The organism is Novosphingobium sp. (genome assembly GCF_027489515.1).
Classification (GTDB): domain Bacteria; phylum Pseudomonadota; class Alphaproteobacteria; order Sphingomonadales; family Sphingomonadaceae; genus Novosphingobium.
The window spans coordinates 86,544-104,681 of the sequence record NZ_JAIXZS010000041.1 but is presented as its reverse complement, the minus strand read 5'-3'; the positions used below and the strand labels follow the sequence as shown (position 1 = coordinate 104,681).

Annotated in this window: 17 protein-coding genes; 6 read left to right on the top strand and 11 right to left on the bottom strand. The window is 64.6% G+C overall.

Annotated elements, in window-relative coordinates; translation table 11 throughout:
• Positions 1 to 152: 152 nt before the first annotated feature.
• The 3 genes from acsF to hemA are packed head-to-tail and all read left to right on the top strand — an operon-like array spanning position 153 to position 3,337.
• On the top strand, positions 153 to 1,292 hold the full coding sequence (acsF, locus tag Q0082_RS07510) for a magnesium-protoporphyrin IX monomethyl ester (oxidative) cyclase (protein WP_298191281.1): 1,140 nt from the start codon (positions 153 to 155) through the stop codon (positions 1,290 to 1,292).
• The gene (gene puhE, locus Q0082_RS07505) at positions 1,286 to 2,071 is read left to right on the top strand and encodes a putative photosynthetic complex assembly protein PuhE (RefSeq protein ID WP_298191280.1); all 786 of its coding nucleotides are present in this window, start codon (positions 1,286 to 1,288) and stop codon (positions 2,069 to 2,071) included. The genes acsF and puhE overlap by 7 nt, the downstream gene beginning before the upstream one ends.
• A 45-nt stretch (positions 2,072 to 2,116) precedes the next feature.
• Entirely contained in the window at positions 2,117 to 3,337 is a 1,221-nt protein-coding gene (gene hemA / locus Q0082_RS07500; protein ID WP_298191279.1) for a 5-aminolevulinate synthase, read from the top strand.
• A gap of 569 nt (positions 3,338 to 3,906) precedes the next feature.
• On the opposite strand, the gene Q0082_RS07495 is transcribed toward hemA, so the two are convergent.
• The 9 genes from Q0082_RS07495 to Q0082_RS07455 form a co-directional block, all read right to left on the bottom strand.
• On the bottom strand, positions 3,907 to 4,299 hold the full coding sequence (locus Q0082_RS07495; RefSeq protein WP_298191278.1) for a hypothetical protein: 393 nt from the start codon (positions 4,297 to 4,299) through the stop codon (positions 3,907 to 3,909).
• Between the two features lie 197 nt (positions 4,300 to 4,496).
• Positions 4,497 to 8,279: an autotransporter outer membrane beta-barrel domain-containing protein gene (locus Q0082_RS07490; RefSeq protein WP_298191277.1), complete on the bottom strand. Its 3,783-nt coding sequence runs from the start codon at positions 8,277 to 8,279 to the stop codon at positions 4,497 to 4,499.
• Between the two features lie 233 nt (positions 8,280 to 8,512).
• Entirely contained in the window at positions 8,513 to 9,082 is a 570-nt protein-coding gene (locus tag Q0082_RS07485; protein ID WP_298191276.1) for a sigma-70 family RNA polymerase sigma factor, read from the bottom strand.
• A gap of 260 nt (positions 9,083 to 9,342) precedes the next feature.
• Positions 9,343 to 9,645, bottom strand: coding sequence for a hypothetical protein (locus Q0082_RS07480; RefSeq protein WP_298191275.1), 303 nt, complete (start codon positions 9,643 to 9,645; stop codon positions 9,343 to 9,345).
• Between the two features lie 37 nt (positions 9,646 to 9,682).
• Entirely contained in the window at positions 9,683 to 10,225 is a 543-nt protein-coding gene (locus tag Q0082_RS07475; protein WP_298191274.1) for a ferritin-like domain-containing protein, read from the bottom strand.
• Between the two features lie 181 nt (positions 10,226 to 10,406).
• Positions 10,407 to 10,799: a PRC-barrel domain-containing protein gene (locus Q0082_RS07470; protein WP_298191273.1), complete on the bottom strand. Its 393-nt coding sequence runs from the start codon at positions 10,797 to 10,799 to the stop codon at positions 10,407 to 10,409.
• A gap of 118 nt (positions 10,800 to 10,917) precedes the next feature.
• Complete coding sequence (locus tag Q0082_RS07465; RefSeq protein ID WP_298191272.1) at positions 10,918 to 11,505, bottom strand: urea carboxylase-associated family protein; 588 nt, start codon at positions 11,503 to 11,505, stop codon at positions 10,918 to 10,920.
• The gene (gene gntA, locus Q0082_RS07460; protein WP_298191271.1) at positions 11,502 to 12,185 is read right to left on the bottom strand and encodes a guanitoxin biosynthesis heme-dependent pre-guanitoxin N-hydroxylase GntA; all 684 of its coding nucleotides are present in this window, start codon (positions 12,183 to 12,185) and stop codon (positions 11,502 to 11,504) included. Before gntA ends, Q0082_RS07465 begins: the two co-directional genes overlap by 4 nt.
• 88 nt (positions 12,186 to 12,273) lie before the next feature.
• Positions 12,274 to 12,792 carry a PRC-barrel domain-containing protein gene (locus tag Q0082_RS07455; protein ID WP_298191270.1) on the bottom strand — a complete coding sequence of 173 codons (519 nt, stop codon included), beginning with the start codon at positions 12,790 to 12,792 and terminating at the stop codon, positions 12,274 to 12,276.
• On the opposite strand from Q0082_RS07455, the gene Q0082_RS07450 reads away from it, so the two are divergent.
• Positions 12,791 to 13,060, top strand: a complete 270-nt coding sequence (locus Q0082_RS07450) for a hypothetical protein (protein ID WP_298191269.1) — start codon at positions 12,791 to 12,793, stop codon at positions 13,058 to 13,060. The genes Q0082_RS07455 and Q0082_RS07450 overlap by 2 nt on opposite strands.
• A 5-nt stretch (positions 13,061 to 13,065) precedes the next feature.
• Positions 13,066 to 13,644: a hypothetical protein gene (locus Q0082_RS07445; protein ID WP_298191268.1), complete on the top strand. Its 579-nt coding sequence runs from the start codon at positions 13,066 to 13,068 to the stop codon at positions 13,642 to 13,644.
• Positions 13,645 to 13,710: 66 nt separating this feature from the next.
• Here the strand turns inward: Q0082_RS07445 and Q0082_RS07440 are convergent, their stop codons facing one another.
• Together Q0082_RS07440 and Q0082_RS07435 are read right to left on the bottom strand one after the other, a co-directional pair.
• On the bottom strand, positions 13,711 to 14,322 hold the full coding sequence (locus tag Q0082_RS07440; RefSeq protein ID WP_298191267.1) for a superoxide dismutase: 612 nt from the start codon (positions 14,320 to 14,322) through the stop codon (positions 13,711 to 13,713).
• A gap of 168 nt (positions 14,323 to 14,490) precedes the next feature.
• Entirely contained in the window at positions 14,491 to 16,587 is a 2,097-nt protein-coding gene (locus Q0082_RS07435; protein ID WP_298191266.1) for a catalase, read from the bottom strand.
• Between the two features lie 311 nt (positions 16,588 to 16,898).
• On the opposite strand from Q0082_RS07435, the gene Q0082_RS07430 reads away from it, so the two are divergent.
• A complete protein-coding gene (locus tag Q0082_RS07430; RefSeq protein WP_298191265.1) occupies positions 16,899 to 17,969 on the top strand; it encodes a histidine kinase dimerization/phosphoacceptor domain -containing protein in 1,071 nt (356 codons plus the stop codon).
• Positions 17,970 to 18,138: the final 169 nt, after the last annotated feature.

The following is an 18,138-nucleotide window of genomic DNA, read 5'->3' as shown; positions in this document are numbered from 1 at the left end:
CCGATCCGCGTTGATTTCGGTCAAAGCCTCGCCATCGACCGGATGGCAACGGTAACGCGGGCAGGTCCGCTCGTGCGGGCGTGGATCAAGCTGGCCGCCTATTTCGACCTTACCGAACTTTACGAAGTCAGCTTTACGCCCGGGAGACCGTCATGAACGCCCCTACCACGATCGACCCGAAATCGTCTGCGCACGAGGAATTCAGCCGTGCCGCCGCGGCCGCCGGGCTTGACCTCGACAATGGCAGCAGCGCCAAGCTGGATACGCTGGCCATGGCGCGCGCCGAAACGGTGCTGAGCCCGCGCTTCTACACGACCGATTTCGCCGCGCTCGATGCGATCGACGTTTCGCCGGTCCGCGCCGAGTGGGACGACCTGATCGCCGAGATGCAGGCAGACCGCAACAAGCTGCACTTCAAGCGCAAGGAAAGCTTTGCAGGGATCATCGAAGGGCTGGAGCCCGCACTGCGCGAGGAGTTCACCGACTTTCTCGTGAGCTCGATGACCTCGGAATTCTCCGGCTGCGTGCTCTACTCCGAAATGGCCCGCCGCACCCGCAACCCGGACATGAAGATGCTGTTCAAGCTCCTGGCGCGTGATGAAAGCCGGCATGCCGGGTTCATCAACGAAACGCTCAAGGATGCCGGGATTGGCGTCGATCTGGGCTTTCTGACCAAGTCCAAGAAGTACACCTACTTCCGGCCGAAGTTCATCTGGTATGCGGTCTATCTTTCGGAAAAGATCGGCTATGCCCGGTACATCACGATCTTCCGGCACCTCGCCAAGCATCCGGAACACCGCTTCCACCCGATCTTTTCGTGGTTCGAGGAATGGTGCAACGACGAGTTCCGCCATGGCGAGGCCTTTGCACTCCTCATGCGCGCCGATCCGAAGCTGCTGACCGGGCTCAACCGCCTGTGGATCCGTTTCTTCCTGCTTTCGGTCTACGCGACGATGTACGTGCGCGATCATGCCCGCCCGGTGTTCCACGCCGCGCTCGGCGTCGATCCGACCGAGTATGACTACAAGGTCTTCTCGGTCTGCACCGCGATCACCCGCCAGGTCTTCCCGATCGAACTGGAAACCGACGATCCTGCATTCCGCCTCCGGATGGACGACCTCCTGAACGCCAGCAACCGCATCGCCGCCGGCAAGGCGCGCGGCGGCGTGGTGGGCGCGTTCCAGCGGTACAGCGGTGTTGCCGCTGCCGGCCTCGCCTTTGCACGGATGTACTTCCACCGCACCCGCGAGAACACGCTGCCTTCCTCGGTGCGGATGCAGCCTTCATGGTAAGCTTTTCCGGCCACGCCGTACCCATGGTGGTCACACTGCTCGTGTGGTTCTTCGCCACCGGGCTGATCGCGTGGCTGGACAACCGCGACCGCACGACCTTCCCGCGCGCATTGGCGCTGGCGGGTGCGGGCGGGATCCTCGGGCTCGTCGCCGTCGTTGTGGGCTCGGTCATGCCTGGCATGGCCGGCGCCTATATCGGCTTCGTCGGCGCGCTGATGGTCTGGTCGTGGCACGAAGCAAGCTTCCTGATGGGCGCAGTTGCGGGGCCGAGGCGCGAGCCGAGCAATCCTGCCGCGCGCGGCTGGGACCGCTTTATCGATGCGGGATCGACACTGATCTATCACGAGGTTGCCCTCGCCCTCACTGCACTCATGCTGATGTCGCTGGGCTGGAACGCGGTCAACCCGACTGGCGCCGAAGTCTTCGTGCTGCTGCTTGCGCTGCGGCTCGCGAGCAAGCTTGCGCTCTTTGCTGGGGTGCCGAGCCAGGTCGGAGATCTGCTGCCGCCGCACCTCGATTACCTGCGCAGCTATTTCGGCCCACGCCGCTTCTCGCCCGCGCTCGGCATGGCCCTCGTCTTCACGGTGGTCCTCGCCGGTCTGCTCGGCAATGCAGCGCTCGCCGCGCCCGCCGGCAGCACCGAAGCCGTCCGCGCCAGCCTGCTCTTCGCTATGGCGGCGCTGGGCGTTCTCGAACACGTGTTTCTCGCCTTGCCGTTTCGCGACGGCGCACTCTGGGGCTGGGCTCTGCCTGGCCGCACCAACCGGATCAACGCCTGAGACGTTTCAGGCCCAAAGGATTTCAAGGGAAGGGGTATTTCGGCCATGGATTATGAGGCCTTCTTTACACAGGAACTCGATGGGATCCGCGGCGAAGGGCGTTATCGCATCTTCGCCGAACTGGAGCGCCATCGCGGCTCCTTCCCCAAGGCGACCCGACATGTCGACGGCGGCACGCAGGAAGTCACCGTCTGGTGCTCGAACGACTACCTTGGCATGGGCCAGAGCCCCAAGGTCCTCGAAGCGATGCACACGGTGCTCGACGAATGCGGCGCCGGCGCCGGCGGCACGCGCAACATTTCAGGCACCAATCGCCACCACGCGCTGCTCGAAGCCGAACTCGCCGATCTCCACCACAAGGAAGCCGCGCTGCTGTTCACCTCGGGCTATGTCTCGAACTGGGCTGCACTCGGCACGCTGGCCTCGCGCCTCCCCGATTGCGTGGTCTTCTCGGACGCAGGCAACCACGCCTCGATGATCGAGGGCATCCGCCACAGCCAGGCCGAGCGCGTGATCTGGAAGCATAACGACTGGCGCGATCTCGATCGCAAGCTTAGCCAGGTCGCCCCAGGCCGCGCCAAGCTGGTCGCGTTCGAAAGCGTCTACTCGATGGACGGCGATATTTCTCCGATCCGCGAGATCATCGAAGTCTGCGAGGCGCACGGCGCGCTATCCTACATCGACGAAGTGCACGGTGTCGGCCTCTATGGGCCGCGCGGCGGCGGGGTGGCCGAACGCGAAGGCCTGATGGACCGGATCGACGTGATCGAGGGTACGCTGGGCAAGGCCTTCGGTGTGATGGGCGGCTATATCGCGGCCTCCGAAGCGCTGTGCGACTATGTCCGCAGCTTCGCCTCGGGCTTCATCTTCACGACGGCAATCCCCCCTGCCCTTGCAGCCGGGGCCTGCGCCAGCATCAGGCACCTCAAGGTGAGCGGCCACGAACGTGCTCGCCACCGCGACCGGGTGAGCACGGTGCGCCGCAAGCTGAATGCTCTGGGCATCCCGCACCTCGACAACCCGAGCCACATCATCCCGGTGATGGTGGGTGACGCGCGCAAGTGCAAGATGATCAGCGACTGGCTGCTCGACAATCACGGCATCTACGTTCAGCCGATCAACTATCCCACTGTTCCGCGCGGCACCGAGCGGCTGCGCATCACGCCCTCGCCCGTCCATACCGATGGCGACATCGACCGGCTCCTGGATGCGCTGAGCGACATCTGGTCGCAGTGCGAACTCGCGCGGCGCAGCCACGCGGCTTGAGATGAGCTGAAATGAGAAGCCCGGCTTCCCGTGATGGCGGGAGGCCGGGTTTTTCTTTGCAGATCCGGTCGGATGGGATTGCGAGGCTGGGCCGCTGACCTTGGAGCTTTGCCGTCTTCCAAAAGAGATATGTCGAAGGGCAGCTCCCGTCAGAAGCCGATGTCCACGTCTTGCATGGTCGGAAAGGCAAACCATTGCTTGCGAACCATTAGCTTGCCTAGCTCCACATTCGAATTGATGCGCTGATTTCACATCCGCTTACCCTGATAATGACCGCCCATCATTTAATTGAGCGCAACCCGTCATCGCTGACAGACCCCTCAGTCCGCCAACGCCTTGAGACCAGGAGTTGCAGAGGTACGACGCGGAATCGATCGGTGGAATCTCGTGCTGTCCGCCAGACGCAATTGCAGGCTGGTTGCGGAACGCCACTAGGGCGGATCCGCGCGACCTGCGCACGGAGGATCGGGCACATGCCGTGCTGATCTACCCGCCATGTGAAGCAACTCCGCAATCGCGATCAAACTCGATACCGAACGGACACTGGCGAACCGGCGCAGTCCATCGGTTCAGTCGTCTTCGCCGCTTGGTCCGAACATGCCGTCTTCGTCATCGTCGCTGCGCTCACCGCGGTAGGCATCCATATCGATGCGGCCAGAACGCACCATGTCGTGCATGTGATCGACGAGGTCCTGAACGTCGTCTTCCTCCCCTTGCGCGGGCGCCTTCTCGCTGTCTTCCAGCACGAAATCGGCAGCATCATGGCCGCCTGCGGCTGCTGCCAGCGTCTGGCTTTGCGCGTCTTCATCTTCCTGCGACCGGTTCACGGTTTCCGGCGCGAGCGGTTCTGGGCCGGGCACGGCCATCTGCGGCTCGAATGGCGCGTCAGGTTCGGGATGTTCGCCCGGATCAGGAATGGGCACTTCGGGAGGATCTTGGGTCGGATCGGGGATAGTTGCCATCGGACTTGCTCCTGCCCGGCGCAGGGCCATCTGGCCGGGCCTTGAGGAAACCACCGAGCCCGATCAAGGTTCCCGTTGCCTCGATCCAGCACCCCGGCGCGGAACGGGCGGGCACCCGCAGCAGATGTCGCTCACAACCAAAGGCGCCGCGCTCCCGAAGGAACGCGGCGCCTTTGGCGTGCAGGTTGTGGCGGCGGTCAGAACTTGAAGCGGATGCCTGCGCGGCCGCCGAAGCCTTCCTGTGTCAGCTGGCCGTTGCCGCTGCCACCGAACGAGTGCTCATAGGTGCCTTCCATGAAGTAGGTCGTGGCGCTGCCAGGGGCGGCAATATTGAAGCCAGCGATCGCCTCGCCGTAATCGCGATGCTTCTGGCCATCGACGGTGAAGCTGCCGCCGAGGTTGCTGAAGGTCACGCTGTCCTGCCCCTTGAATTCGTGGACATAGTTGCCGCCCGCATAAAAGGCCATCTTGGCGCCGTTGCCGATGCCGGTATTGCCCCCGATCCGGGCGCCCAGCTTGCCGCGCAGGCCGTCACGCTCGTTGAAGTCGACGCGCGTGCCGAGGACGGCGAAGGGATCGAGCGTGCTGCGGATCCACGAGAGCTGAGCAACCGGCTCCATGAAGAAGCTGTTGCTGCCGAAGCGGGTGCCCAGTTCGCCGCGGACACCGTAGGAATGGCCGCTCAGGCGCTGGCCGAAGTCTGCCGTCTGGCTCTCGGCGCGGGCCCAGTAGTGATCGTACTTGCCGAGCACCGTGGCGAAGACATTGCCTTGGGTGAAGCTGGCATAGACGCCGCCATTGGCACCATTGATCCGGAAGGTGTCGTTCGAGTGGCCCAGATCGGTGACCGAGTGGATGAAGCCGCCGGTGATCCCGACCGAGAAGCCGCCGCGATCCGAAACTCCACCGGTCAGATCAAGCCCGACCTGGCCGCCGAAGAAATCCTGATGTGCAGCAGTATCGGTGAGATTGGTCTGGCCGAGCGTGCCGAAGCCACGATAGCCCCGGGTATTGTCGACCGAAGTTCCGACGGAGAGCCAGACGCGCCCGGACGGGGCCGTACCGCCCATGTTCCACAAGGTATCGCGCTTGGTCCTGAGTTCGGTGGTGACCGCATCGGCGGACTTGTACCACATGTTGCGCAGCGCGTTCTGATAGCCGAGCGTGTGGAAGGCCGCATCGCTCGGCCCCGCCACAAGGGCGTAGTCTGAGGTTGTCGGATTGAACACCACGTCATAGCGCACCAAGCCGACGTTCTGGGCTGCCGGATCGACCGAGAAAGCCCCGGCGGTCGAGCCGGTCCCGGCCTGAACGATCGTTGTGCCGGTGTTGAACAGCGGCTGCGCCCCCGGGGCAAGATCGTAGACAACCCGGGTCGAACCCGTGGCCGCCCCCCCGACAATCAGTTGGTCCGCAGGGTTGGCCGTACCCGGCGCGATCCGCACACCAAGCCGCGCGTTTCTGCTGCCGACATAGTTGCCGGTGGTGGTCAGCGTATTGCCGATTGCGCCGCTGCGCAGATCGATGAGGCCGGTGTTGTTCAGCGTGCCGAGCCCGGTCATCGTGGCGGCGCCCGGCACGGCGCCGATGGAGCGCACCTGCAGGAGGCCCGAGTTGTTCAGCACCGAACCTGCGCCGAAGGTGCTGACACCGGCAGCATCGAACGTGCCGGTGTTGTTGAAGGTGCTGCCTGCGCCGTTCAAGGCCACTGCGCCCCGGACGATGCCCGAGTTGTTGACCGTGGCGGGGCCGCCGCTGGCAGTCACCGCGTAGACCCTGCCCTGCAGTGTGCCGGCATTGTTCACCGTGCTGCCGGTCGTGCCGTTGAGCACAGCGCCATTGAGCCCGCCGTTCACCGTGGTGCCGCTTGCCGTGCTGAGTGTAGCCGTCGTGGCGCTGGTGATGGCGACGCCATTGCCGGTGGTCGAGGTGACCTGGCCCGGGCTAAGCGTGACTGTCGCCGGTCCTGCCGTGGAGGTAGCGACAATCGCATCTCCGGTCGTGGCGCTGGCACTGCCACTCGTGACGAGAACAGGGCCGGTGCCGCGGGCCTGAATGGCATTGCCGCCCGCGCCGCTCACCATGGTGGTCCCGGCATGGACCGTGACCGGACCCGCCGTGCTGACAGCAACGATGCCGTTAGAGCCGGTACCCAGCGTCGTCACTGCGCCCGTGGTGACGGAGACAGGCCCGGCGCTGAGAGCGTTGACGCCGTTGGCGGTGTTGCCGCTGGTGCGAACAGTCGTGCCGTTCACCGTCACTGCGCCGGTGCCGCCCATGGCTCGGATGCCATCGGCAGATAGGCCGGTCGTGGTGACTGTGCCGGTGGTGACACTGACAGGCCCGGTGGTCGAGACGGCGTAGATGCCGTGGGCAAGCGCCCCGGTGGTATCGACGGTGCCGTCGCCGGTGACTGTCGCGCCGGTAACGCCGCTTGCGTAGATACCGCGGCTGCCATCACCAGTCGTGGTGACATGGCCGCCATTGGCGACCCGGGCGGCTCCGGTGGTGGAAACGGCGCTGATGCCATCAGCATTGAGGCCCCGTGTCGAGGTGTTGCCATTGGCGGTGATCGTCGCATTGCCGCCGGTGGCCGAGGCAGTCAGCGCGCGGGCACCGGCGCCGAGGGTCGAGGCATTCTGCGCGGTGATCGCAGCGTTGCCATTGGAGGCAATCGCACTGACGGCATCGCCGCTGTAGATCGGCACGCCGGGCTGAGCGGTGCCGCTGGTTGCAGCCGTCCCGGTTACGACAGCCGTGGCGTTGGCGCCGCTGGCAAGAACCGCGTTGCCGCCCAGCGCTGTATCGTCGGGGTTGGCAGCGACGGTCGAGACGTTGGTGGCGGTGACCGCGGCATTACCGGTCCCCGAAGTGGCAATCAGGCCGAGGTTGCCGCGGCCTGAAGAGACGACATCACCGGTGGTGACGATCGAGGCATTGCTGGTATCCGAGGTCGCGGTGGCGGCGGTATTGCCGGAGCCGGTTGCACGGATCGCGCGGGCGGCGATTGTCGCCGGTCCGCCGGTCGAGGTTGCGGTGAGGCCGTTGCCAAGCGCTCCGGCGACGCTCACGTCGCGGGCCGTGATGCTGGCTCCGCGCGTACCGGCCGCGGCGGTCACGCCGCCCGAGGCAGCCGCGCCAGTCATCGTCACGTCCTGGACCTGCACATTGACAGCGCCGCCGAGCGCACTGGCCTGAACGCCAAAGGCGTTCGAGCCGGCGGCCGAAATCGGGCCATTTGCCATGACATCGGCATTGCCGGTGGTGCTGCGGGCATAGACGCCGCTGGTGTTGTCACCCAGTGTGGTGATCCTGTCCGTGGTCACCGCGACGTTGCCCGTATCGGTGAGGGCGACCACACCCGAGGCGCCATTGGCGGCGGTACCGAGCATTCCAGTGGTGACGGCAACATTGCCGGCACCGGTGGTGATCGCCGTGATGGCAGTGCTGCCGGGCAGCGTCAGTGCGGCACTGGGGGCCGTGCCGGACGTAGCGACATCACCGCTGTGCACCGAGACATTCTGTCCGGGACCGCCCGTGGCGATCACGCCCGCTGCCAGCGCGCCCGAAGTGCTGACGGTGCCGACGTTGACCGACGCGGGGCCGGTGCCACTGATAAGCACGACGCCGTTGCTGCCGGCACCGGTGGTCGAGACTGTGGCCGCGCCGGCAAGGGTTGCAGCCTGCGCGCCAGTAATTGTGAAGCCGTTGGTGACGGGAGCGGTCGTGGCGACCGTAACGTCCGCGGGGGCATTCACGGTGATATCGGTGGGAGCGACATAGGTGACGCCGGCGGGATAGTTGCCCGCGCTCGGGGCGCAGGTAACGGTGCCGCCAGAGGGTACGCCGCATTCGTTGGCAGCGAAGGCCGGCGAGGCAAAGCTGCCCACGCACAGGGCGGCAACGGCGCAGCCGATCCGGTACTGCAGCCGTGAATTGGCCGGACTTACGACGCGCATGTTATTAATGTTATTGAGCATGAATATTTCCTCGATGATCGAAGGTGAAAATATTTGGGAGTTGATCTGGTTCCTTGGCGGAATATTTGAGATCGCAATTGGTGAGAGCGTGATATATTTATCGCAATGCACGTCTCTGGAGCGAATTAAGGACTTCGCGGTAGACCGGATTGGAAGCGAGCGAACGGCACCCGCCTCCTGCCTTGATCTGTTCAGAAGGATGGTTGCCGAAGGCCGGGACGACGCTGCCGGAGTTAGGCGTGGTGCCGATCGATCACGTGCTGCGGAGCGATCTTGCCCAGCTCGGCCATGAAGGCATCCAGCACTTCGCCCTTGAGGACGTAGTTGTGCCGGTAATCAGGCAGGATGCCACTTTCGATCGTGGCGGAGAGACTGGCGCGGGCGCGCGCGATGCGGCTCTTGATCGTGCCGACAGCGACGCCGCAGATATCCGCCATCTCGCGGTAGCTGACGTGACCGACCGCAGCGAGGATCAGGACTTCACGCTGGGCCGCCGGGAGTAGCGCCATGGCGCGCAGTACATCGCTGGCGTCAAGGCCGACGTCCTGCGTGGCAGGCGTGCTGAGCACCCGTTCGGCCTCGATCTCGTTGTACTCGCCGACAAAGCGCAGGCGGCGGATCTGGCCGAAATAGACATTGCGCAAGATGGTGAAGGTCCAGGCTTTGAAACTGGTGCCAGCCGCGAACCGCTCACGCGCAGCCCAGGCACGTAGCAGGGTTTCCTGGGTGAGATCATCGGCCGTATCGCGATTGCCGCACAGGGACCTTGCAAACGCGCGCAAATGCTGGGCAGATCCGGTCAATTCGGTTCGAAAGGCACTGTCGGAAAGACATGCGCCGCGGGGAGGAGCGACATCGCCCCCGGACTCCAGAACGCCAGCCATCGCTTATCCTTATCGTTATCCACGATGCCTCCCGGATCGATAATGCCTGAACAGCGAGGAAGTTCCGCTCCGCTGCGGTCCATCGCAAATAGATTTTCGAGAGTGGCTGAAGTGGGAAGCCTGCGCCCATGTGCGATCGCGCCTGCCGGCTCCCGTGCCGGGCAGGCGCGATCCCTGGGTCAGGCCGTCACGGCATCCGACACCTTGCGCAACTCCCTTGCCGCCTTCTTCTTTGCCTTGCGCGCAAGGCGGCGCGCTTCATGCAGATTGTCCGAGCGGTTCTGCTGGACATAAATCAGCCCGCCGGCGACCAGCCCGACGGCAAGAAGGCCCGTGAGCGAGCGCAGCGCGATCCGGGTTGTGGCGAAAGCAGCTGCGGAGGCCAGCAGCGGATTGTTCTCGAGCGCTTCGGTGATCTTGGCGGCAATCGGCGTTGCGAGGGCGCTACAGATGCCTTCGCTGATATTGCTGGTCTGTTCCATATCGCTGTTTTCCTTTGTCTGGGTAGGTCTGGCTCGATCAGGCGAGGAGATCGCGCAGATCGTCAGCGTGTTCTTCTTCCTGCGCGAGGATGGCCTCGAGCATGGTGCGGGTCGTCGGGTCACGGTCGCCGAGGAACTGGATGAACTCGCGGTAGGCCTCCACCGCGATCCGCTCTGCGATGAGGTTCTCGCGGATCATCGCTTCGGTCGTGGTAGCGGGGACGTATTCGGCGTGCGACCGCTCGGCGAGCGTGGCGGGATTCAGATCAGGTTCGCCGCCCAGCTGCACGATGCGCTCGGCGAGTTTGTGCGCATGGGCCTGCTCTTCGCGGGCATGTTCAAGGAAGTGCGCCTTGATCGGTTCGGCTACCACGCCGGTGATGCAATAGGCGTGGCGCAGATAGCGCAGGACGCACACCCATTCCGTCGCCAGCGCGCGGCCAAGATGCTCGACGATGACGTCGCGGTCTTCAGGATAGGACACGGTGACCGGGCCTGTCTCGACGTGCTGGCGCGCCTGCGCACGCAGAACGTCGACGGGCGTGAATGCGGAATGCTGAGTTCGGTTGGTGCTGGCCATTTCGTATCCTTGGTCGCCGGATGGGTCCCGCGCTGTGTGGGCCGGGAGTCCGTCAACAAACGTGTGGGGAAGCAGAGAGTTCCGCCTTGGGTGTTCCGGCGCCGCTACACAAAAGAAACGGGGAGTAGCCACCTGGCCCCTCCCCGCCTCGTTCTAGTCTGGAGGGCTCGCGCCCGGCAGATCAGATCGTGCTGTAGTAGGTATCGACTTCGTGGCTGCGGGCGGTGTTGAAACCATCGTCGCCAGCGCCATCGTACTTCGGCGCCTTCTCGAGCGCATCACGGTCGAGATCGACCAGGTAACCGCTTTCGTCGGGCGAATAGCGCAGCTGGTTCCACGGGATCGGGTAGTGATCGCTGCCGATGCCGAACAGGCCGCCGAATTCGAGCACGGCATATTCGACCTGGCCCGAGGCCTTGTTGACCATGAAGCTCTCGATCGTGCCGAGCTTGGCGCCGTCGTGGCCGTAAACTGCAGTCCCCTGGACCTTGCGCGAGGAGATCATGTCATTGGTCTCGTCGGTTTCGAGAGGGGCGGCATTGTCCTGATTGGTGGTGTTGAAATCGGTGGTCATGATGGTCTCCATGGGGACTGGTTCAGAGGAAACGGCGCAGGTCGCGGAATGATCCATGGCCAGCGCACGATTGCGCAAGATCCTGCTCGAAACCGGGCGAGCGGTGGCCGTGCGGAGGTCAGGCGATCCGGAAATGGATGGGTTTGAAGGTGCCGCCGTTCGAGGCATAGGCCGAGCAGGCGGTGAGGCCGATGATGCAATCGGTTTCGGCGCGAAGCCGGATCGTCTCGCCTGCACGGCTGGTCGGCGGCAGCACCGCGAGGCTGCCGGTTTCCCCGTTCACCGGCACGTTCATGAACAGATTGAACGCCACCGGTATGGCATCGACCGCAACGCCGAAGGGCGAGAGCGCTTCGGCCAGATTGCCGAGGCAGCCGCGGTGAACGGGTTTGTCCTTGTAGAAATGTCGAAACGTCGCCTCGCTACACGGCGCGAGCAGGAAATCATGCTGGCCCAGCGTATCCGCAACGATTTCCAGCAGCACGTTCGAGCGGTTCGACCACAAGCGGTTGCCGGTGGTCAACCGGATCGTCTCCTCGTAATCGAACGTGCGGCCGCTCGAGAGCGCCTCGCGCGGGTCGGCGGCGGCGAAGGCAACGCAATCGGCGACCTGCGAACCGAGCGGGTCGATCACGGTGAGCACCTCGCCTTGTTCGAGCACGAAGGCCGTGCCGCTGCGCGGCGGGATGATCCCTTCGCGGCTCATTGGCGCGGATCCTGGAAGGGGCATACCCAGTCCGCACCCACCGCGCGGCCGCTGTACTGCCGGGCGGCACTGCGCAAGCCGTGATCGGCGAGCATCGGATTGGGCGATCCGGCAAGCGCGATATCGCGCTTCATGATCTGTGCGCGCATGCGATCATACTGCGCATCCGCGCGCAGCTTCACGAACTGGGCATGGAGATTGAAGATGAGCGCGGGACGCGAGAAGCGCCGGCCCGGGCGGCTCGCCTGCGGGTGCAGCCCGACGATGAAGAAAGCCTCGCCGCCGAAACTCAGCGCGAAATCGGCGTGATCAGGGTCGGGACTTACGGCAGGGTCCGGACCTGCACCGGTCTGGGCATCGCGGCCGGCCAAGGCCTGAAGCCGCGTCCACATCATCGCTTCGAAGTGTTCCTCGTCCAGCGGAAGCGGTTCGCGGAAGATCACGGCGAGGCTGCGGAACCCGTCGCCCGCCTCGCGCGAGCGTTCGGCCCAGTCTGCGAGGGCGGCGACAATGGCTGCATCATCGCCATCGCGCCGCATGTCGCGCGCGGCGATGCTGTGAAGCCCGCCGGTGGCGGCGGCGGACTTCGCGCCGACGCAAGGGAAGGCCTTGTCGGCAATGAAGGCGCGCAGCTCAAGGTCGAGCTCGGCCGGCGAAAGGTCCACACGGAGATTTTCCATGCCGGTCAGAACGCCAGACGTTGGTGGAGGTTCCGGCGCCCGGCGGTGGCACCGGTGCTGCGGCTTGCGCCCTGTCCGCCCCATCGCGCTAGAGCGCGGCGGGCCAATCGCCCTTTGGCAGCGGCGACAGCTCGGCAAACGCCTCTCGGGAAAGGGCAAGCACGAGCCGGTCCGGCTGGAAGGTGAGCTGCCCGCAAGGCACAGCGCGCAAGATCTCGTCGACCATCCAGCTGCCTGCCGTCGATACGACGACGTAGCTTATCTGCGCGGACAGGCATTCGACCAGCGCTTCAACCGCCAGACCTAGCTCCTCTCCGGCCAAGGTCACCACAGGCATGCCGGCCAGCTCGGTCGCCGGAAACAGCGTCGGTGTAGCGGCGCGGCGGCTGGCCTGTTTGGCCGCCCCTGCGCCATCCTCGCGCGCGCTTTGAAGACCGAGCCAGCGCCAGACCCCGATGGCGTTGATCACGAACAGCGCCCCGTTGGCGACCACGAGGCTCGTCTGGCCTCCCGAAAGGCCTACCGCGATCCAGCACAACGAACCCAGCGTGAACACCGCAAAGCCCCACCCGGTGACCCGCGCGCCGAGGTTGGCAGCGGTCATCATGGCGGCCGCAATCGTCGCGACCGGCGCGGCCCAGTTTGCCAGTTCGCTCAGCACGTCATCCTCGCAATGTCCCGGTGCACGCCATCATGGGAGGCAACTGGCGAGCGCCGGGAATGTTTCGCCACGGGAACAAACCCCCGCCGCGCGGATTTTGCGAACATCGCCACTCGTAACGACAAGGATTACATTTATGGGCAAGGGCATTCTTCTCTGGCTGCTGGGCATTCCGCTGCCGATCATCATTCTCCTCGCCTTGTTCTGGCATTGATCGTGATGTCCCAACCACACTCCGCGCTTGATCCTGCGCTCTATCCGGCTGGCACGCAGCTGGAATCCGGCAGTTCGGCCGTGACCTGGCCCGCGATCTTCGCCGGCGGAGCAACCGCCATCGCCACATGGCTCACCTTGTTCACGCTGGGCGCCGGTCTTGGCATGGCCCAAACCGCCGGCTGGCCCTCCGGGCAGACCTCGTCGAGCGAGTTCCGCATCGCTGTGGGTCTCTGGCTGATCGGCACACACTGGCTGTCCTTCGCGCTCGGCGGCTATGTCGCAGGGCGGATGCGCGTACGCTGGGCAAGCCTGCACGGTGACGAGGTGTTCTTCCGCGATACCGCGCACGGGATGCTCACCTGGGCCACCGCGACAGTGGTCGTGGCAGGTGTCGCCGTGCTGGCGGCCGCGGTTGCGCCCCATGGGGTGACCCCGGACAATGTGCCGGCGATCGATCCGGAACTCTTGCGGAAGACCGCCGCCGCTTCGGCCATTTTCAGCGCGATTGCGATGATGTCCGGCGCGTTCGTTTCGGCGGTTGCGGCGGTCATCGGCGGGGCGCTGCGCGACCGTCATCCCTGACCAGAAGAAAGCAGGGCGGTCCTTGATCGGGCCGCCCCGCTTTTACACCAAAAGCAAATGCGTTCGTCAGTCCTGGTTGGCGCGCTGGATGCCGTTCCCATCGAGATTGAGCGCGACGAACTCCCAGTTGATCAGCGCCGCCAGAAGCGCTTCGACGTACTTGGGCCGGGCGTTGCGATAGTCGATGTAATAGGCGTGCTCCCACAAATCGATCGTTAGCAGAGGCGCCATGCCGCCATGCGCGATCGGCGTATCGCCATCATGCAGCGACGTGACCTGCAGCGCGCCATCCACCAGCATAAGCCATGCCCAGCCGCTGCCGAAGTGCGCGACCGCCACTTCGGCAAGCTTCTTGTTGAGCGCCTCGAGCGATCCGAAATCGCGCGTAATAAGGTGCATCAGCGGCTCCGGCGGGGTGGTCTGCTCGGGCGAGAGACACTGCCAGAAGAAGCTGTGGTTCCACAGCTGTCCCGCGTTGTTACGCAGCGGATCGGATTCCGCCGAACGGATGACATCGACCAGCGAGCGGCCCTGCAGCCCGGCCTCCGTCATCAGCTGGTTGGTTTTGTCGATATAAGCCTGGTGGTGCTTCCCGTGATGATACTCGAGCGTCTCCGCTGACATGTGCGGCGCGAGCGCGTCGGGTGTGTAGGGGAGCGGGGGAAGGGTGAACGGCATGGTCTCGATTTCCTTTTTCGGGGGATTGGAAATGTTCGCCTAACACACAGAAAAATCAGTCGTTTCTGCGCGCGCGTGAAAGGCCAGCTCGCCGGTCCAGTCGAGGCCAGATCGGGCAGAACGGGCGACATTCGGGTCGAGCCGCGCGCGTGCGGGAACGCATGCGCCTCAGGCCAGCAGGCGTACCCGCGGTTCGCGGGCCCAGTGGCGCGCCGGTGCGACGTGGGGGAAATCCTGAAGGTTGGTTACGCCTTCGTCGACCGCAATTCCCCATTCTCCCAGCAAGCGCAGCGTCGCGGGGCAGGCCCCGATCGTCTTGCAATGGGCATAGGCATCGGCAAGCCAGTTCCGCGCCGCATGATCGGCGCGCAGGGCGGCGAGCGCTTCCGGCGGAATGATGGACGCCACCGCATCGAACAGTGCGGATGGGCTGCCCTCCAGCTTTGCATCCGCCTTGAGCGAGCCGTCGCGCACCGGGATCAGACCGGTCCGCTGCGAAACCATCACCACCCGGCCTTGCTGCGCTTCGATCGCTTCGCGCATGCGCTCGATACTCGCGCGGCTGGAATCCTCGGCGAAGAGGATCGCAACCGTGCGACCGGCCATCTTGGGCAGACTCTTGCCAAGGATCGAAAGCGCGGGCGATGGCGCCATGTCGAGGACTGGCGCGGCTGTGTCGGCCGGGGCGGGCAGCGGCATCGTCAGGGCGGCCGCAACCCGGTGCGCGAGGTCGATGTCGACCGCGCCGAGCAGCTTCAGCATCCGCTGGCGGACATGCTCAAGCCCGACCTTCGCAAGCTCGAACACCAGCGCGCTGGCGAGATGCGCCTGCTCCACCGGTGTCTGCGATCGATAGAACAGGCGCGCCTGTGAATAGTGGTCGGCGAACAGCGCGGGGCGCACCCGCAGCCGTTCGTGCCCGCCATCATGCGCCTCGACGTTGGGGTAGGTGACGAAGCCGGTCGTGGGGCACTCGCGCGGGCCGGCCAGCTCGCCGATTTCGTCGAGGCTGTTGGGCTCATAGTTGGCGCGCCCCTGCGGCACGCTCATCTGCATCATCCCGTCGCGCTGGAAGTTCTGGAACGGGCAGCGCGGCGCATTGATCGGCAGCTGGTGGAAGTTCGTCGTGCCCAGCCGCGATTTCTGCGTGTCGAGGTAGGAAAACAGTCGCCCCTGCAGTAGCGGATCGGCGGTGAAGTCGATCCCCGGCACGATGTTGGTGGGACAGAACGCAACCTGCTCGGTCTCGGCAAAAAAATTGTCCGGATTGCGGTCGAGCGTCATGCGCCCAACGATCGTCACGGGCACGACTTCCTCAGGGATCAGCTTGGTTGCATCAAGCACATCATAGGGTTGTTCCGCCGCCCAAGCCTCATCGAAGATCTGCAGGCCAAGCTCCCACTGCGGAAATGCCCCGAGTTCGATCGTCTCGTAAAGGTCGCGGCGGTGGTAATCGGGGTCTGCCCCGGCGATCTTCACCGCTTCGTCCCAGGTCGTCGACTGCACGCCCAGCACCGGCTTCCAGTGGAACTTCACGAGCTTCCCCTCGCCCGCTGCATTGACCAGCCGGAACGTGTGGATCCCGAAGCCTTCCATGAAGCGCGGCGAGCGCGGCAATGTGCGGTCGCTCATCTGCCACATCACCATGTGCATTGCCTCGGGCATCAGGCTGATGAAGTCCCAGAACGTGTCATGCGCGCTGGCCGCCTGCGGATAGCCCTTGTCCGCTTCCATTTTCACGGCATGGACAAGATCGGGAAACTTGATCGCGTCCTGAATGAAGAACACCGGGATGTTGTTGCCGACGAGGTCCCAGTTGCCTTCCTCGGTGTAGAACTTGACCGCGAAGCCGCGCACATCGCGCGGGGTATCGGCACTGCCAGCCCCGCCCGCCACGGTCGAGAAGCGCGCGAACAGCGGCGTCTTCTTGCCGCGCTGCAGAAAGGGCGCGGCGCGGGTCAGCTCCGGTATTGCGCGGGTACATTCGAAGAACCCGTGGGCACCGGATCCGCGGGCATGGACCACACGTTCCGGAATTCGCTCGTGGTCGAAGTGGAAGATCTTCTCGCGCAGCGCGAAGTCTTCGAGCAGCACCGGGCCGCGTGGTCCCACCGTCAAGCTGTTCTGGTTGTCGCTTATGCGCAGGCCCTGGTTCGTGGTCAGGTGCGCAGCAGACGTATCGTGCGGGCCGCCGGGGGGCAGATGCTGGTGCGTCTCACCGCCTTGTCCGGGTGATGTCTCGAAGCGGGGGTGGTCCTGCGACATGGGGTGTTCCGATCATGGGAGCCCGGCGCAGCGCGCACCGGACGGGAGATGACCGTTAATGCGGCCAGCCAGCCCAAAGTTCCGGGACAACATCGATTAGAAGGCATTTTCGGGATGGCGCGGTGCGCTGGTCGGTTCGGCAGCAGGTTGTCCATGAAAGGGCGGCCACCTGCCAGTTCGGCCATCTGATCAGCGTAGAATCCGATCCCCGCGCAGGCTCGATTTTCAGCCTATCCATGCCCGCGTGCTGCCCGGATGAAAATGAGGATCTCCCATCATGAACCACCGGACCCAGCGCAGATGGGTGCCTGATGCCGCTGTCTGAATCGAACATCCTCTACATCGACGATGACCATCACTTGTGCCGCCTCACAAAGCGTCATCTCGAAAGCATGGGCTGCACGCTCATCTGTGTGCTCTCAGGCTTGGAGGGGTTGCGTCTTGCGCGCCAGCAGCCCTTCGATCTCGTGGTGCTCGGCCATGTCATGCCGGGGATGAGCGGCATGGATACGCTGGAACAGCTGATGGCCCTGCCTTCGCCGCCTGCTGTCATCTACGTCACGGGGTCGGACGACAGCAGCATTGCGGTCGATGCGCTCAAGGCGGGCGCGGTCGATTATGTCGTGAAGTCGGCACCCGAAGACTTCTTCGAACTGCTGACGAACACGCTCCACCAGGCGCTCGAGACCTTGCGCATGCGCAAGCTGAAGGACCGTGCCGAACACGAACTGCGCGAGACCAACAAGCAGCTTGCCGCCTTGCTCCACGAGGTCAATCACCGCGTGGCAAACAGCCTGCAGATGGTCTCGACAATCGCGCACCTCCAGAGTCGCCGCGCGCAGGGAGCAGAAGCCAAGGCCATGCTGCAGGATGTACAGACCCGGATCCAGGCGGTCGCCCGCGTCCACCAGCAGCTCTATTCCGGCACCAGCGTCCATGACGTCAACATGGCAGACTACATCGAGGGGATGGCGCGCGATCTCTCGCGCACTTACTCGAGCCACAGCGTACGGCGCGCGATATCTGTCGAGGCAGAGAATGCGTCGCTGCCCGCCGCCACCGCGATTACCTTCGGCATCCTGATCAACGAACTGGTCAGCAATGCCTGCAAGTACGCCTATTCGGAGAACGAGCCCGGCGAGGTCCGGATCACGTTCCGCACCGATGGGAGCGATGGCTACCGTCTGCGCGTGGAGGACGACGGCGTCGGCATGGGCATGAGCACGACGCCCTCGGGGACGGGGCTCGGCTCGCAGATCATCCGATCGATGGTGCATTTCCTTGGCGCACAGTTCGAACAGACCAGCCCCGGCCGCGGGCTATGCACCGAAATCCACCGCCCACCGGGCTTACCCCCGGGGCAAAGGCAAGCCTCACCGTAGGGGCCAGCGTGCCAGACCTGCCGGATGACAGCGCGCACATGCTGCCTGTCGCCGGCCAGACCCTGCTTGCAGCGAAGCATGACCTTGGCCGTGCCGGAAGCGATTTGTCGCGGATTTTTTGCCAATCGTCGGAACAATCACTCGTTTGGCCGTTTGTCACAGGATCACT